This window comes from Sulfitobacter sp. HNIBRBA3233 (assembly GCF_040149665.1).
Classification (GTDB): Bacteria; Pseudomonadota; Alphaproteobacteria; order Rhodobacterales; family Rhodobacteraceae; genus Sulfitobacter; species Sulfitobacter marinivivus.
In genome coordinates, this window is sequence record NZ_JBEFLP010000001.1 from 2,392,298 (window position 1) to 2,406,239 (window position 13,942).

At 59.8% G+C, this 13,942-nt stretch carries 17 protein-coding genes; 8 read left to right on the forward strand and 9 right to left on the reverse strand.

Annotated features, from left to right (window positions below; translation table 11 throughout):
• Positions 1 to 15 precede the first annotated feature (15 nt).
• Both rho and ABMC89_RS11730 read right to left on the reverse strand, forming a co-directional pair.
• Positions 16 to 1,287, reverse strand: a complete 1,272-nt coding sequence (gene rho, locus ABMC89_RS11725) for a transcription termination factor Rho (RefSeq protein ID WP_349568110.1) — start codon at positions 1,285 to 1,287, stop codon at positions 16 to 18.
• A gap of 128 nt (positions 1,288 to 1,415) precedes the next feature.
• Complete coding sequence (locus ABMC89_RS11730) at positions 1,416 to 1,865, reverse strand: CopD family protein (RefSeq protein ID WP_349568111.1); 450 nt, start codon at positions 1,863 to 1,865, stop codon at positions 1,416 to 1,418.
• Positions 1,866 to 2,271: 406 nt separating this feature from the next.
• Between ABMC89_RS11730 and ABMC89_RS11735 the strand changes: the two genes are divergently transcribed.
• Genes ABMC89_RS11735 through dnaQ form a run of 4 tightly spaced genes read left to right on the forward strand, consistent with a single transcriptional unit; the run spans position 2,272 to position 4,973 of the window.
• Complete coding sequence (locus ABMC89_RS11735; protein WP_349568112.1) at positions 2,272 to 2,871, forward strand: Maf family protein; 600 nt, start codon at positions 2,272 to 2,274, stop codon at positions 2,869 to 2,871.
• On the forward strand, positions 2,868 to 3,704 hold the full coding sequence (locus ABMC89_RS11740; RefSeq protein WP_349568113.1) for a shikimate dehydrogenase: 837 nt from the start codon (positions 2,868 to 2,870) through the stop codon (positions 3,702 to 3,704). The genes ABMC89_RS11735 and ABMC89_RS11740 overlap by 4 nt, the downstream gene beginning before the upstream one ends.
• The gene (gene coaE / locus ABMC89_RS11745; protein ID WP_349568114.1) at positions 3,704 to 4,294 is read left to right on the forward strand and encodes a dephospho-CoA kinase; all 591 of its coding nucleotides are present in this window, start codon (positions 3,704 to 3,706) and stop codon (positions 4,292 to 4,294) included. The genes ABMC89_RS11740 and coaE overlap by 1 nt, the downstream gene beginning before the upstream one ends.
• Entirely contained in the window at positions 4,287 to 4,973 is a 687-nt protein-coding gene (dnaQ, locus tag ABMC89_RS11750) for a DNA polymerase III subunit epsilon (RefSeq protein WP_349568115.1), read from the forward strand. Before coaE ends, dnaQ begins: the two co-directional genes overlap by 8 nt.
• On the opposite strand, the gene secB is transcribed toward dnaQ, so the two are convergent.
• Positions 4,974 to 5,477: a protein-export chaperone SecB gene (secB, locus tag ABMC89_RS11755; protein WP_439655649.1), complete on the reverse strand. Its 504-nt coding sequence runs from the start codon at positions 5,475 to 5,477 to the stop codon at positions 4,974 to 4,976.
• 83 nt (positions 5,478 to 5,560) lie between these two features.
• Positions 5,561 to 6,055, reverse strand: a complete 495-nt coding sequence (locus ABMC89_RS11760; RefSeq protein WP_349568117.1) for an FxsA family protein — start codon at positions 6,053 to 6,055, stop codon at positions 5,561 to 5,563.
• 104 nt (positions 6,056 to 6,159) lie between these two features.
• Here ABMC89_RS11760 and ABMC89_RS11765 point away from each other — a divergent pair, with 104 nt between their 5' ends.
• Genes ABMC89_RS11765 through ABMC89_RS11775 form a run of 3 tightly spaced genes read left to right on the forward strand, consistent with a single transcriptional unit; the run spans position 6,160 to position 8,452 of the window.
• Positions 6,160 to 6,816, forward strand: a complete 657-nt coding sequence (locus ABMC89_RS11765; protein ID WP_349568118.1) for a Tim44/TimA family putative adaptor protein — start codon at positions 6,160 to 6,162, stop codon at positions 6,814 to 6,816.
• Positions 6,817 to 6,845: 29 nt separating this feature from the next.
• A complete protein-coding gene (mltA, locus tag ABMC89_RS11770; RefSeq protein WP_349568618.1) occupies positions 6,846 to 7,850 on the forward strand; it encodes a murein transglycosylase A in 1,005 nt (334 codons plus the stop codon).
• A complete protein-coding gene (locus ABMC89_RS11775) occupies positions 7,847 to 8,452 on the forward strand; it encodes a Smr/MutS family protein (RefSeq protein ID WP_349568119.1) in 606 nt (201 codons plus the stop codon). The genes mltA and ABMC89_RS11775 overlap by 4 nt, the downstream gene beginning before the upstream one ends.
• Here the strand turns inward: ABMC89_RS11775 and ABMC89_RS11780 are convergent.
• The 4 genes from ABMC89_RS11780 to hslV all read right to left on the reverse strand — a co-directional run bounded on the left by ABMC89_RS11780 (position 8,436) and on the right by hslV (position 12,559).
• Positions 8,436 to 9,665, reverse strand: a complete 1,230-nt coding sequence (locus tag ABMC89_RS11780) for an MFS transporter (RefSeq protein ID WP_349568120.1) — start codon at positions 9,663 to 9,665, stop codon at positions 8,436 to 8,438. The two genes, ABMC89_RS11775 and ABMC89_RS11780, sit on opposite strands and share 17 nt — an antisense overlap.
• Before the next feature lie 92 nt (positions 9,666 to 9,757).
• Positions 9,758 to 11,062: an ATP-dependent protease ATPase subunit HslU gene (gene hslU, locus ABMC89_RS11785; protein WP_349568121.1), complete on the reverse strand. Its 1,305-nt coding sequence runs from the start codon at positions 11,060 to 11,062 to the stop codon at positions 9,758 to 9,760.
• A gap of 87 nt (positions 11,063 to 11,149) precedes the next feature.
• Entirely contained in the window at positions 11,150 to 11,944 is a 795-nt protein-coding gene (locus tag ABMC89_RS11790; RefSeq protein ID WP_349568122.1) for an alpha/beta fold hydrolase, read from the reverse strand.
• A 51-nt stretch (positions 11,945 to 11,995) separates the two neighbouring features.
• Positions 11,996 to 12,559, reverse strand: a complete 564-nt coding sequence (gene hslV, locus ABMC89_RS11795) for an ATP-dependent protease subunit HslV (protein WP_349568123.1) — start codon at positions 12,557 to 12,559, stop codon at positions 11,996 to 11,998.
• A 97-nt stretch (positions 12,560 to 12,656) separates the two neighbouring features.
• Between hslV and ABMC89_RS11800 the strand changes: the two genes are divergently transcribed.
• On the forward strand, positions 12,657 to 13,553 hold the full coding sequence (locus ABMC89_RS11800; RefSeq protein ID WP_349568124.1) for a hypothetical protein: 897 nt from the start codon (positions 12,657 to 12,659) through the stop codon (positions 13,551 to 13,553).
• 52 nt (positions 13,554 to 13,605) lie between these two features.
• On the opposite strand, the gene trxA is transcribed toward ABMC89_RS11800, so the two are convergent.
• Positions 13,606 to 13,926 (reverse strand): thioredoxin, encoded by a 321-nt coding sequence (gene trxA, locus ABMC89_RS11805; RefSeq protein WP_500812331.1) that lies wholly within the window; start codon positions 13,924 to 13,926, stop codon positions 13,606 to 13,608.
• Between the last annotated feature and the right edge of the window lie 16 nt (positions 13,927 to 13,942).

Below are 13,942 nucleotides of genomic sequence, written 5' to 3' on the forward strand. Positions count from 1 at the left end.
TGAATTTACGTTATTTTAGGTGTTCATCGAGTCAAAGAAGTCGGAGTTTGTTTTCGTCTGCTTCAACTTGGAAATCAAGAACTCTATCGCGTCCGTGGTTCCCATCGGATTGAGGATCCGGCGAAGAACGAATGTTTTCTGAAGATCGACCTTGTCGACCAGCAGATCCTCTTTCCGCGTGCCGGATTTCAGGATGTCGATGGCCGGGAACACGCGTTTGTCCGCAATCTTGCGGTCCAGCACGATTTCCGAGTTACCGGTCCCTTTGAATTCTTCGAAGATGACCTCATCCATGCGGCTGCCGGTATCGATCAGCGCAGTCGCGATGATGGTCAGCGATCCGCCTTCCTCGATGTTCCGCGCCGCACCAAAGAAGCGTTTCGGGCGTTGCAACGCGTTCGCATCCACACCACCCGTCAGAACCTTGCCCGACGAAGGCACAACAGTGTTGAACGCGCGTCCAAGGCGGGTGACGGAGTCGAGCAGGATAACGACATCGCGCTTGTGTTCGACCAGACGCTTGGCTTTTTCGATCACCATGTCCGATACAGCGACGTGACGCGTGGCAGGCTCATCAAATGTCGAGGATACGACCTCCCCCTTCACCGAGCGCTGCATATCCGTCACCTCTTCGGGGCGCTCGTCGATCAGCAGGACGATCAGATAGCATTCGGGGTGGTTCTTCTCGATCGAGTTGGCGATGTTTTGCAACAGAACCGTTTTACCTGTGCGCGGCGGGGCCACGATCAGCGAACGCTGGCCTTTGCCGATCGGCGCGACAAGATCGATGATCCGGGCAGAGCGGTCCTTGGCTGTCGGATCTTCCAACTCCATCCGAAGACGCTCGTCCGGATAGAGCGGCGTAAGGTTTTCGAATGCAACCTTGTGGCGCGCCTTCTCGGGCTCCTCGAAATTGATCAAGGTCACTTCGGTCAGCGCAAAGTACCGCTCGTTATCGTCCGGCGCCTTGATCAGCCCCTCGATGGTATCACCCGTCCGCAGGGACCACTGGCGGATCATGTCCGGCGACACATAGATATCATCCGGACCGGCAAGATAGTTCGCCTCGGGCGAGCGCAGGAAACCGAAACCGTCCTGAAGCACTTCAAGAACGCCGTCCCCGGAGATTTCCCAGCCCTCGTCCGCGCGTTCGCGGAGGATCTGGAACATCATCTCGCCCTTGCGCATGGTCGAAGCATTCTCGATCTCGAGTTCTTCGGCCATGGCGAGCAGGCTCTTGGGGGATTTCGCCTTGAGATCGGCGAGGTTCAGCGTTTCGACTGTCATGGAAATATCCTTGGCCTGGCATGCGACTGCCAGAGATCTTCGGTTCTGATTGTACGGTATAGGCCGGTCCCCGGACGGGGCGGTGCTGATGCTCTAAGCGCTGGAGCGCATTCTGTCAACGACGGGTATCAAAACTTCACCGTCACGGAGAAGACGATCAGGATCATCAGAAGCGTCGGCACTTCGTTCATCATCCGGTATTGTTTGCCGCTGAGCGTATTCTCTGCCCGTTGAAAACCCTTCATGCGGCGTGTGAGCCAGATGTGAAAGACCGTCATGGCGATCACGCCCGCAGCCTTGAGCCACGGCCAGACATCGCCCCAATACACAATCCCGGGGGTCATCACCAAAAGCAGCCCGAACAGCCATGTCGCCATCATCGCGGGGCTCATGATCACTTTTGCAAGTTTATATTCCATCATCGCAAACAGCTCGTGAGTTTCCCCATTCAGCCCGACACGTTCGGTATGATGGACCATCAGGCGCGGCAGATAGAACAACGCAGCCATCCACGAGATCACCGAGATGATGTGAAACCCTTTGATCCAGGGATACGCCAGACTGAGAAGTTCACTCATGAGTTCCATCCGCTCTTTGGACCTCCTTATAATAATAAAGAAGAAAAGAAAGATTGTAGTTTTAAGTAGGGGGCGCCGAAACCTGTGGATTATTGAGTTATCCCCGATCGGAGCGGGTGTGAACATCCCGTAAGTCACGGTATGGGGGTAACCTGCCGCAGATCAGACAAACATCTGAAATATATAAATAATAGGTATTTTTATCGAACGGAAAACCTGTGGATATCCCTGTGCATGTGATCCTGGTCCAGGCATCTATACACGCAGCGGTTTGTTCTTCTCCCCAGAGGGAAAAGATCGGCGAAACCCGGTGAGATTTGCCAAAACATCGGCACTTGAACAGTGGGACCAAATTCTCGACAAGAAGTCCCTAAGATTTCCTTAACTTCATGCAAGAGTTATCCCCATGTCTATACAGATCATCCTTGCATCGGGATCCGCGACCCGCACCCGCCTCTTGTCGCAGGCGATGGTTCCCCACGAGGTACAGGTTGCGCGTATCGACGAGGAAACGATCACCGCATCGCTTCTGGCCGAAGGTGCAGCGCCGCGGGGCATCGCCGATACATTGGCCGAGATGAAGGCGCGCAAGGTAAGCGAAAAACATCCCGGCGCTCTGGTGATCGGCTGCGATCAGGTGCTTGAACACGGCGGGGCGCTGCTTGCCAAACCCGAGACCCCCGATGATGCACTGGCGCAGTTGCGCGCGCTGAGCGGGGACCGCCACATGCTGTTGTCCGCTGCCGTCATTTACGAAGATGGCAAGCCGGTCTGGCGGCACATCGGGCAGGTCAGGCTGCGGATGCGTAAAGTCAGCGACGACTATCTGCAGGATTACGTTGCCCGCAACTGGGACAGCATCCGTCACTCTGTCGGTTCCTACAAGCTGGAGGAAGAGGGTGTGCGCCTTTTCACCCGCGTCGAGGGGGATTACTTTAACGTGCTCGGTATGCCACTTTTGGAACTGCTGAACTATCTTGTCCTGCGTGGAGATTTGCCGACGTGACCAACCTGCCCCGTATCCCATTGGCCGGTGTGATCGGTTCCCCCATCGCGCATTCGAAATCACCCCAGTTGCACCGGCACTGGCTCGAGACGAACGGCATTCCCGGCTACTATATTCCAATGGATGTGGCACCGGATGATCTGGAGCGCGTCTTGCGGACGCTGCCGACAATGGGCTTCGTCGGTGTGAATGTGACAATCCCGCACAAAGAGGCGGTGATGCAGATTGCCGATCTTGTCACCGACCGCGCCATTCTGATCGGAGCGGCCAACACGTTGATTTTCCGCAAGGATGGCAAGATCCACGCAGACAATACGGATGGGTACGGATTCCTCGAAAACCTGCGCAACGGCGCGCCTGACTGGAATCCGAAATCGGGTCCGGCGGCGGTTCTGGGTGCGGGTGGTGCCGCCCGCGCGGTGATCGCATCGCTTCTGGATGCAGGGGTACCCGAAATCCTTCTTTCCAACAGGACGCGTGTCCGTGCGGACAAGCTCAAGCAGGATTTCGGCAGCCGCCTGCATGTATTTGACTGGGTACAGGCCGGTAACATGATCGATGACGCGGCACTTCTGGTGAACACGACCTCTCTGGGCATGATCGGCAAGGGTGAACTGCGCGTCCCGCTGGACGGGCTGTCGCCGCGCACCGTGGTGACCGATCTGGTCTATGCACCGCTCAAGACGCAGCTTCTGGCCACCGCCGAAGAGATCGGATGCCCCACGGTCGATGGTCTGGGCATGCTGCTTCATCAGGCCGTTCCCGCATTCGAGCGGTGGTTCGGGACACGACCCGTCGTCGACCGCGCCACCCGCGCTGCGGCGCTGCGCTGATGTTTCTGCTTGGATTGACCGGCTCCATCGGGATGGGCAAATCGACAACGGCAAAGATGTTCGTCGAAGAGGGCTGTGCGCTTTGGGATGCGGATGCGGCTGTCCACCGCCTCTATGCCGAAGGGGGCGCAGCGGTCGAACCCTTTCGCGCGGCATTTCCTGACGCCGTCATCGACGGCGCCGTGTCGCGGCCCGCGCTGAAAGACATCATCAGCGCCGACCCCGAAGCACTGGGGCGGATCGAACGGATCGTTCATCCGCTTGTCGGACAGGACCGCGCGGCATTCATCGCGCAGGCGCAGACGGATATCGTCGTGCTGGATATTCCGCTGCTCTTCGAAACAGGCGGCGAGGCGCGCGTCGATGCAACGGTTTGCGTCTACGTCGATGCCGACACGCAGGAAAAGCGGGTCATGGAGCGCGGCACCATGACGCAAGCCCAGTTTGAAGCGATCCGTGCCAAGCAATTGCCCGCAAAGGAAAAATGCGACCGCGCGGATTATGTAATTGAAACTGATACGCTTGAACACGCGCGCGCGCAGGTTCAGGATGTCGTCAGAAAGATCAGGAGCAGTTTAACCGATGCGTGAGATCGTCCTCGATACAGAGACCACCGGATTCGACCCGTCCACGGGCGACCGCATCGTGGAAATCGGCGCCGTCGAACTGATGGGCCATGTGCCTACGGGCCGCACCTATCACCAATACATCAACCCCGAACGCGAGATGCCGCAAGAAGCTTTCGAGGTTCATGGGCTGGGCGATGAGTTCCTGCGTGACAAGCCAAAGTTTGCGGAGATCGGGCAGGCGTTTCTGGACTTTATCGGTGATGCGAAACTGGTGATCCACAACGCGGCATTCGATATCAAGTTCCTGAACGCCGAGCTCGGCTGGATGAAGCTGCGCCAGATCCCGTGGGAGCAGGCGATCGACACACTCGCCATCGCGCGCAAGAAATTCCCCGGCTCGCCCTCGTCGCTCGATGCCCTGTGCCGCCGCTTCGGGATCGACAACTCCTCGCGGACGCTGCACGGCGCGCTTCTCGACAGCGAAATCCTCGCTGAAGTCTATCTTGAGCTGATCGGGGGAAAGCAGCCAGACTTCGGCCTGTCACAGCGTGCTGCACCGAAGGCGGGCGAGGCGTCGACCGAATGGGCACCGCGCCCGCGCCCGACGCCCCTGCCATCGCGGATCTCTGAAAAAGAAAAAGCCGCCCATGCCGAATTTGTCGGCAAGCTGGGCGGCGATCCCTTGTGGCTCAAGGCCTGATCAGGCGTCGGCGGGCGGCTGGGCGTCCGCTGCGGTCGTAGATGCCTTACGGCGCGCGATTTCGTTCCGGTACAGCTGGATGAAATCGATGTTTTCAAGGTTCAGCGGTGGGAAGCCGCCATCGCGGGTTACATCGCTGACGATCCGGCGCAGGAACGGGAAGATCATGCGTGGGCATTCGATCAGAAGGAACGGATGCAGCTGATCTTCCGGTACGTCCTCGATGTGGAAAATACCGACATAGTCGATTTCCAGAAGGAAGAGTGTCGTGTCGCTTTCCTTTGCCTTGGATGTCACGTTCAGCTTGATCGCGGTCTCGTACTGGTTCTCAACGCTGCGTTTCTTCGCATCGAGGCTGACCTGAACCTGCACGTCGGGCTGTACGTCGGATGGCGCGCCTTTTTGCGCCATGATGTTTTCGAATGACATGTCACGAATGAATTGACCCATCACACGCATCTGAGGGGCTTTTGACTGTTGTGTCGCTGCTTCGGCCTCGGCCATGAGCATCTCCTTTTTGGGAGGTTGAAATCAATTCGGGAGACTTAGCAGACCCCGCAAGAGCGCTCAACGGCTTAGTCGGGCGGTTATCGCTTGGTCCAGCCTGAATCTCCGCGTGGCGCGTCGTCGTCGGGAAGTTCGGTGAATTCGCCTTCGATCACATCCCCTCCCGCCGGGCGGCGGGGATCCGGCCGGCCGTGGCCTGTGTGGCCTGCGCGCGCATCGAAGCTTTGCACCTGAATGCGCTCGCGGATCGCCTTGTAGGCGGCTTTGCGCACGGCGGGGATCAGAAGGGCGAATCCGACCGCATCCGTGAAAAACCCCGGCGTCAGCAGCAAGGCCCCCGAAAACAGGATCATCGCACCGCTGACCAGTGGTTCGGTGGGGTCCTGCACCTCGGAAAATGATCTCTGGAGCTTGCTCAGCTCCATCCGACCCTGACTTTTAACCAGATACGTCCCCGCAATGGCCGTCAGAAGGACGATCAGAAGCGTTGGCCAGAGGCCGATAAAGCCGCCAACCTGTATGAACAGCGCGATCTCGATCAGCGGTACGGCAATGAATGCGATTAAAAGCCACATGTGTTAACATCCTTTCCTCGGGCGTCAGAGTGGACTCGCGCCCGTGCTCACCCTACATAAGGTGCTCAGTCAATTGTTTCCACGCCCTGCCCCATGAGGTGCCTATGAATTCGCCGCTTATCCAGCTTCTGGTTCTCGCCGCTATCGCGGTCTTTCTGATCCTGAGGTTGAAAAACGTGCTGGGTACGCGCGAGGGTTTCGAGAAACCACCGCTGCCGCAGCAACCTGCCCAGCGTTCCGGCCCCGCCTTCGAAGTGATCGAAGGCGGCCCCGATCTGGATATCACAGATCACTTCGACGAAGGGACACCGCAGGCCAGGGCCCTGGCCGAGATGAAGCGGATCGAACCGTCGTTCAACGTGACCGAATTCATGGCTGGCGCACGCGGCGCTTACGAGATGATCGTCATGGGTTACGAACGTGGCGAGCTTGACGATATCAAGCCCTTCCTTGCCGAAGATGTCTACGACAGCTTTGTCGATGGCGTGGCCGCGCGCGAGGATCAGGGGCTTTCCATCGAGGCCGAATTCATCGGCGTTCGGGAACTCCAGCTTGAGGATGTATCGCTCGACCCCGAGACCAAAGAGGCCGAGATGACATTGCGGTTCGTTGCCGAACTGACGTCCGCCGTGCGTGACAGCGACGGAAAGATCATCGAAGGCAGCCTGACAGACGCCAAGAAACAGAAAGACACATGGGTTTTCGCCCGCATCATGGGTTCGGATGATCCAAATTGGTTCCTGGTCTCCACAGACGGTTAGTGGTCGCGCTATGCGTGACGGTTGCTGCACTGGCCTCGTTTCCGGCGGGGCCAGTGGCGTCTGAGGTGCGATATGACGTGCTGTCCTTCGACCAGCTTGACGGCTGGGCCGAAGATGACCACGCCGCAGCGTTCGAGACCTTCCTGAACACCTGCGGCGATATGAAAGAGCCGGATTGGGAAGCCGTGTGTCGCTACGCCCGAACCGGCCCCGACCCACGGCACTTTTTCGAACTGCTGTTTCGTCCGGTGCTGATGGACGAAGGCAAACCGGCCCTCTTCACTGGCTATTTCGAACCTGAACTGGATGGGTCGCTCTACCGCTCCGAAAGATACCGCTATCCCGTCTATAAAATGCCGTCCGAGGCGCTTGAAAATCGCCCGTGGCTGACCCGACGCGATATTCTGGAAAGCGGGGTCATGGAACACCGGAATCTGGTGATCGCCTATGTCGATGATCCGGTTGAGTTGTTCTTTCTCCAGATTCAGGGGTCCGGGCGCATCCGTCTTCCCGACGGAAGTGCGCTGCGCGTCGGCTATCGCGGATCGAACGGGCACGAATACCGCTCCATCGGGCAGGAACTGGTGCGGCGCGGCGTTTATGAGCCCCATCAGGTCAGCGCGCAAGTCATCAAGAACTGGGTCCGGCGCAATCCGGTCGATGGGCAGGAGCTTTTATTTCACAATCCGTCATATGTGTTTTTCCGCGAAGTCAGCAGGGTTCCTGCGGATCGCGGGCCGCTTGGCGCGATGAACAGATCCGTCACCACCCTGCGCACGGTCGCTGTCGATCCGGCGTTCGTGCCCCTCGGGGCCCCTGTCTGGATCGAAAAGGACGGTGAAAGGCCCATGCGCAGGCTTATGGTCGCGCAGGATACCGGATCGGCGATCAAGGGTGCACAACGTGCCGATGTTTTCTTTGGGACCGGCGACGGCGCTGGCCGCGCGGCGGGACGTTTGCGCGATCCGGGCAGGATGCTTGTCTTGCTGCCGATCCAGAGGGCCTATGCCCTTTTGCCGGAGTCCGCGATATGAAGCGGCGCAGGCTCAGCAAGGAAGACCGCGAGCTGTGGGAGCGCGTCACGGCCAAGACCGAGCGGATGGCTAAATCCGATCTTGAGCCTGCGCGTTTCGACCCCGACGCGAGCATGCCCGCGCCCGCGCGGCGACCGGACCAGAAGACGCTGCGCAAGTCGCGCGAAACGCTTCTGGGCAAACCGAAGGGGCAACGCCCGGGCAAGGGCCACGACCTGATGCCGTCGATACAGGACCAGCTGCGCAAATCCCCCGTGCAGATGGACCGCAAGACCCACGGCAAGCTCACCCGCGGAAAGCTGCGCCCGGAGGGTAAGATCGACCTGCACGGCATGACACTCGACCGCGCCCACCCTGCCCTGACCGGATTTGTCCTGAAGGCCCACGCGCAGGGAAAGCGGCTGATTCTCGTGGTGACAGGCAAAGGCAAGCAGCGCGACGAAGGTGGGCCAATTCCCGTCCGCCTCGGGGTGCTGCGCCATCAAGTGCCACAGTGGCTGCAAATGCCGCCGCTCTCGTCCGTGGTGTTGCAGATCACGCCGGCCCACATCAGCCACGGGGGTGGCGGGGCCTACTATGTCTATCTCAGGCGACAGCGGTAGCGGGCAAATCGCGCTGGTAGCGCAAAATCCCCACCCCGGCGAGGATCGCACCACCGAAATAGAACAGCGCCATCGGGATCATCTGGTCGGGGAAATCCACGCCAAGGTCGATCAGCGCGCCCGAGATACCCGGCCCGATTGCTGAGCCGAACACCATGAGCGCCGCCGCCGCCGCCTTGATCGCGCCAAGGTAGCGGGTGCCGTAGAATACCGCCCAGAAGGCAGCCGTGGCGGTGCCCTGCATGCCCTGCCCGACCCCGAAGATCACCAGACCGACACCCGCCATCGCAATGGTATCGGCATAGGCCAGCACCAGAAACGACATGCCGAACGGCACCATCTGGAACGGCACGACCCATTTCACGCCGAACCTGTCGACCGCCCAGCCGGTGATGAAGGTAAAGGAGATCGATGCAACCGTATAGATCGGCATCAGCGCGACATAGGAGGTCAGCGACCAGCCCTTCACCTCTGTCAGGTGGACCTGCTGGAAGAACAGCGCAGTGCCCCATGCGGAGGGCCCCAGAACCAGCGGGATCAGCATATAAAAGAGCGGATGGCGCAGCAGCTCGGCCCGTGTCCAGTGCCGCCCCTGCATCCCGAGGCTGGCCGAGCTTTCGGCCATGGATTGCGGTGTTCTTTCCTGTCGCAGAAGAAGCTGCATCACCGGCACCAACAGCAGGATCAACCCCGCCGCGATCAGCCAGAGTGTGCGCCAGTCCGTGGTCAGCAGCAGGCCGACGAAAACCACGGGCAACACCGCCTGCCCCATGGCAAACCCCATCGACGCAAGCGAGAGCGCCTGACCGCGTGTGGCAATGAACCACCGCGACATCGCCACCGCACCAAGCTGCGACAGCATCCCCTGCCCCATCAGGCGCAAGGCGTAGATCACGACGATCAGCAACAGCGCGCTTGTGACCATCGACATCGCCACGGCGGCCAGCGCCAGCAACACCATCACCCAGAATGCCAGCGCGCGGACGCGGAACCGGTCGGTCAGGGTGCCGACCCAGATCATCGTAACCGCCGACAGCGTTGTGCCGATGGTATAGGTCAGACCCCAGCCACCGTCGGTCAGCCCGAAGCTTTCCTTGATCTCGCCCGCGAACAGGGAAATGAAATAGGTCTGCCCGAAAGACGATGTGAACGTCAGCAGGAAACCTGCCAGCAGGAACAACCGGTTATCTATGACGAAACGAAAATAGCCCATGGCCACTCGTGCCATGCGGCGCGGAAAAGAAAAAGCCCCGTTGAGAGGCGGATCACCCCGGACCCGGCCCGGAATGATCCATTAGCGCCGGATTACAGAACGTAACGGCTCAGATCGGTGGATTTGGTCAACTCGCCAAGATGCGCATCGACGAACCCGGCATCGACGGTCACGGTTTCCCCACCACGATCCGGCGCGGTAAAGCTGAGTTCCTCGAACACGCGCTCCATCACCGTGTAAAGCCTACGCGCGCCGATATTCTCGACCGACGAATTCACCTCGGCCGCAATCTGCGCGAGCGCGGCGATACCGTCTTGCGTGAATTCGACGGTGACGTCCTCGGTCCCCATCAGGGCGGTGTATTGCAGCGTCAGCGCATTGTCGGTCTCGGTCAGGATGCGCACGAAATCCTCTTCGGTCAGCGCGCGCAGTTCGACACGGATCGGCAAACGCCCCTGCAGTTCGGGCAGAAGATCCGATGGCTTGGCAATGTGGAAGGCGCCAGAGGCGATGAACAGGATATGGTCCGTCTTGACCGGGCCATGCTTGGTGCTGACGGTCGTGCCTTCGATCAGAGGCAACAGATCGCGCTGCACGCCCTCGCGGCTGACATCGCCGCCCCGCGCGTCCGTGCGCGCGCAGACCTTGTCGATCTCGTCCAGGAACACGATTCCGTTCTGCTCCACGGCCTCGATGGCGCTGCGGGTGACGGTTTCGTCGTCCAGAAGCTTGTCCGCTTCCTCACCGATCAGGATCTCGTAGCTTTCCGCGACTGTCAGGCGCTTTTTCGTGGTGCGCCCGCCCATCGCCTTTCCGAACAGATCGCCAAGGTTCATCATGCCCATACCGCCCTGCTGGCCCGGAATTTCCATGGCCGAAAACGGGTTGGACGTGTCGGCGACTTCAAGCTCGATCATCGTATCGTCAAGCTGCCCGTCCTTCAGTTTCTTGCGGAACATGTCGCGCGTGCCTTCGCGTGCGTCAGGGCCGGCGATGGCGTCGATCACCCGGTCTTCGGCGGCCTTGTGGGCGTTCGCCTTCACGTCCTCGCGCATGTGTTCGCGGGTCATCGCGATAGAGGCATCCAGCAAGTCGCGCACGATCTGTTCGACATCGCGCCCGACATAGCCGACCTCGGTAAATTTCGTCGCTTCGACCTTGAGGAACGGGGCGCGGGCAAGTTTTGCGAGACGGCGGCTGATCTCGGTCTTGCCGACGCCTGTGGGTCCGATCATCAGGATGTTTTTCGGATAGACCTCTTCGCGCAGGTCGTCACCAAGCTGCTTGCGGCGCCAGCGGTTGCGCAGGGCCACGGCGACGGCACGCTTCGCGTCTTTCTGGCCGATGATGTAACGGTCCAGTTCGGACACGATTTCACGGGGGGTCAGGTCTGTCATGCTGTCTCCTTGGGTCGCGCATCAACAGGTGGCCCCTGGGCTGGCAAATGACAAGGGGCAGGCCCGTGGACCTGCCCCCTTTCGTGATTATCCCAGAAAATCGATCAACGCCTTGTTGAAGTCTTCCGCGTGGCTGACGTTGCAGCCGTGCGGCGCCCCGTCGAGTTCGACCAGCTTGCTGCCCGCGACCGCCTTGTGGGTACGATGACCGGATCCGTCAATCGGCACGATGCCGTCCGCGGTGCCATGCAATACCAGCGTGGGAACCGTGATTTTCTTCAAGTCCTCGCGAAAATCCGTGGTTGCCCAGGCTTCCATGCAGCCCAGTGCAGCCTCTGGCGAGGACTGTTTGCACAGGCTCAGGGCCTTCTGCCTTTCCTCTTCCGAAACCTTCAGGTCACCGTTTGCCGTGAAGAAATCCTTGGTAAACCCTTCAAAGAACGCATCGCGGTCGTCGGTGAGGTTTTTCTTGAAATCGTCGGCGGCGTCCTGGGTCAGGGGGCCGTCGGGGTTGTCATCGGTTTTCAGCAGGTAGGGTGGCACTGCCGACGCGAAGACCACGCTTTTCAGGCGGTCCTCTCCGTAGGTTCCGACATAGCGCGCGACCTCTCCACCACCCATTGAAAACCCGACGAGCGTTACGTCGTTCAGGTCTTTGGCGGCCAGAACTTCGCTGACATCGCGGGCGAGCGTGTCGTAGTCAAACCCTTCGCCGGGCTTGTCCGATTGTCCAAATCCGCGCCGGTCATAGGTGATGACCCGGAAACCGGCGTCCTTCAGTGCGGGCACCTGATGCTCCCACGACGCGCCCGACAGGGGCCAGCCGTGGATCAGAAAAACCGGCCGGCCGGTGCCACCTGTATCTTCTACGTGCAATTTCATGGATGAATCCTCCGATCTGTAAATGTCACGAAGGAAACGAGCTTGCGCTGTCTATTGTTCCTTCGAGATCCGCTCGACCGTCAAATTTCCGTTCGTATAGACGCAGATATCGGATGCGATTGCCATTGCTTCGCGCGCGACTGCTTCGGCGTCGCGATCGCTGTCGATCATGCCGCGCGCAGCGGCGAGCGCATAGTTTCCGCCCGATCCGATGGCGGCGATGCCGTGCTCGGGTTCCAGAACATCCCCCGCACCGGTAATCACGAAAAGCTCGGTACCGTCGGTGACGATCAGCATCGCTTCGAGCTTCTGAAGGTACTTGTCCGTGCGCCAGTCCTTCGCCAACTCCACGCTCGCGCGCTGAAGCTGGCCGGGGGTCGCCTCCAGCTTCGCTTCGAGCCGCTCAAGCAGCGCAAAGGCGTCTGCGGTAGACCCGGCAAAACCCGCAACCACGTCATAGCCACCGGGCGACAGGCGCCGCACCTTGCGCGCCGTACCCTTGATCACGGTCTGTCCGAGGCTCACCTGACCATCGCCTGCAACCACCACTTCGCCGCCCTTGCGGACACCGATGATCGTTGTTCCGTGCCATCCGGGAAATTCTTCGCGCGCCATAAAAGCCTCCAATCTGGTTAGTGAACATATGGCCCGCAGCTTCGCGCGTAACAAGGGGAGCCTTGTTGCCCGATAGGGTGCGCAGTAGCGTAAGCATATGAACACCCCCGAGAAGATTACATTCCTGATGGAGCCTGAGCTGTGCGAAAGCGCAGTCGCGGGGCGGCACAATTTCATCGCGAAAGTTGCGAAGGTTCTTCAAGATGCCGGGCGGCAGGTGGCCTATGCCCCCTTCGGGGCGCAGCCGTCCGGTGCCACGCTCAGCCACATGAAGCAGCCGCCGGACGCGGGCGGCCTCGTGTTCCGCAGGGTCTATCACTATCCGTTCTGGCAGATCGAAAGCACGGCAGAGCGCTGGCACTGGGACGTTGCGCGCGCAACATTCGACCCCGGTGCAATTGATCCGCAGGCGGCAAAGAAGTTCCGGAAATTCTGGCAGAAGCGCCTCTTCGGCGATCTGGCCGACAGGGTGTCAAACGACGGCTTCATCTATATCCCGCTGCAGGGTCGTCTGCTGGACCGGCGCAGTTTCCAGCATTGCTCTCCGGTTGAAATGATCGAAAACTGTCTGATCCACGCCCCGGACCGCAAGATCATCGCCAGCCTGCACCCGAAAGAGCAGTATTCGGATGTCGAGATGGCAGCGCTCGAACGCCTTGAGCGCGGTGCGCCACAGCTTGAAGTGCGCATGGGCGGGATGGAGGATCTGCTGCCGCGCTGCGCTTTTGTCGTGACGCAGAACTCTTCCGTTGCCTTCAACGGGTATTTCTTTCGCAAACCCGCGCTTTTGTTCGCGCGGATCGATTTTCACCATATCGCGGTGAAGGCGCGTCTGGACAACCTGCCGGAATGTTTTTGCGAGACAACCGCCCACCGGCCTGATTTTGCGCGCTACCTCTACTGGTTCTGGCAGCTGCAATCCATCAACGCAGGCCGCCCGGAGGCGGAGGAGCGTATCGCCGCCCGGTTGCGGCGTTTCGGATGGCTGAACTAGAAAAGGCGCCCCGCGACGGGACGCCTTTTCGTCAGAACACAATCAACAGTGCTTAGATCGAGTCTTCGATCCAGCTTTGCAGGGCTGCCTTGGGCCGTGCGCCTGCCATGTTCGATACGACTTCGCCGTTCTTGAAGATGAACAATGCGGGAATGCCGCGGACGCCCATCTGGGCGGGCGAATTCGGGTTCTCGTCCACGTTCACTTTGACGATCTTCACTTTACCGTCCATTTCGGCGGAAAGCTCTTCCAGCGACGGGCCGATCTGCTTGCACGGGCCGCACCATTCCGCCCAGAAATCCACCACAACGGGGATGTCTGAGTTCTTTACTTCGGCGTCGAACGTGTCGTCTGTTACTGCAACGGTGGCCATAATACTCTCCAAGGGT

Bases quoted from the DNA above. Each gene is read 5' to 3' on its own strand.
- ABMC89_RS11800 (WP_349568124.1), top strand. From the start codon at position 12,657: ATGAACACCCCCGAGAAGATTACATTCCTGATGGAGCCTGAGCTGTGC.
- hslV (WP_349568123.1), bottom strand. From the start codon at position 12,559: ATGGCGCGCGAAGAATTTCCCGGATGGCACGGAACAACGATCATCGGT.
- rho (WP_349568110.1), bottom strand. From the start codon at position 1,287: ATGACAGTCGAAACGCTGAACCTCGCCGATCTCAAGGCGAAATCCCCC.
- secB (WP_439655649.1), bottom strand. From the start codon at position 5,477: ATGGCCGAGGCCGAAGCAGCGACACAACAGTCAAAAGCCCCTCAGATG.
- ABMC89_RS11775 (WP_349568119.1), top strand. From the start codon at position 7,847: ATGAAGCGGCGCAGGCTCAGCAAGGAAGACCGCGAGCTGTGGGAGCGC.
- ABMC89_RS11760 (WP_349568117.1), bottom strand. From the start codon at position 6,055: ATGTGGCTTTTAATCGCATTCATTGCCGTACCGCTGATCGAGATCGCG.
- dnaQ (WP_349568115.1), top strand. From the start codon at position 4,287: ATGCGTGAGATCGTCCTCGATACAGAGACCACCGGATTCGACCCGTCC.
- ABMC89_RS11765 (WP_349568118.1), top strand. From the start codon at position 6,160: ATGAATTCGCCGCTTATCCAGCTTCTGGTTCTCGCCGCTATCGCGGTC.
- ABMC89_RS11730 (WP_349568111.1), bottom strand. From the start codon at position 1,865: ATGAGTGAACTTCTCAGTCTGGCGTATCCCTGGATCAAAGGGTTTCAC.
- ABMC89_RS11790 (WP_349568122.1), bottom strand. From the start codon at position 11,944: ATGAAATTGCACGTAGAAGATACAGGTGGCACCGGCCGGCCGGTTTTT.
- coaE (WP_349568114.1), top strand. From the start codon at position 3,704: ATGTTTCTGCTTGGATTGACCGGCTCCATCGGGATGGGCAAATCGACA.
- trxA (WP_500812331.1), bottom strand. From the start codon at position 13,926: ATGGCCACCGTTGCAGTAACAGACGACACGTTCGACGCCGAAGTAAAG.
- hslU (WP_349568121.1), bottom strand. From the start codon at position 11,062: ATGACAGACCTGACCCCCCGTGAAATCGTGTCCGAACTGGACCGTTAC.
- ABMC89_RS11735 (WP_349568112.1), top strand. From the start codon at position 2,272: ATGTCTATACAGATCATCCTTGCATCGGGATCCGCGACCCGCACCCGC.
- ABMC89_RS11780 (WP_349568120.1), bottom strand. From the start codon at position 9,665: ATGGGCTATTTTCGTTTCGTCATAGATAACCGGTTGTTCCTGCTGGCA.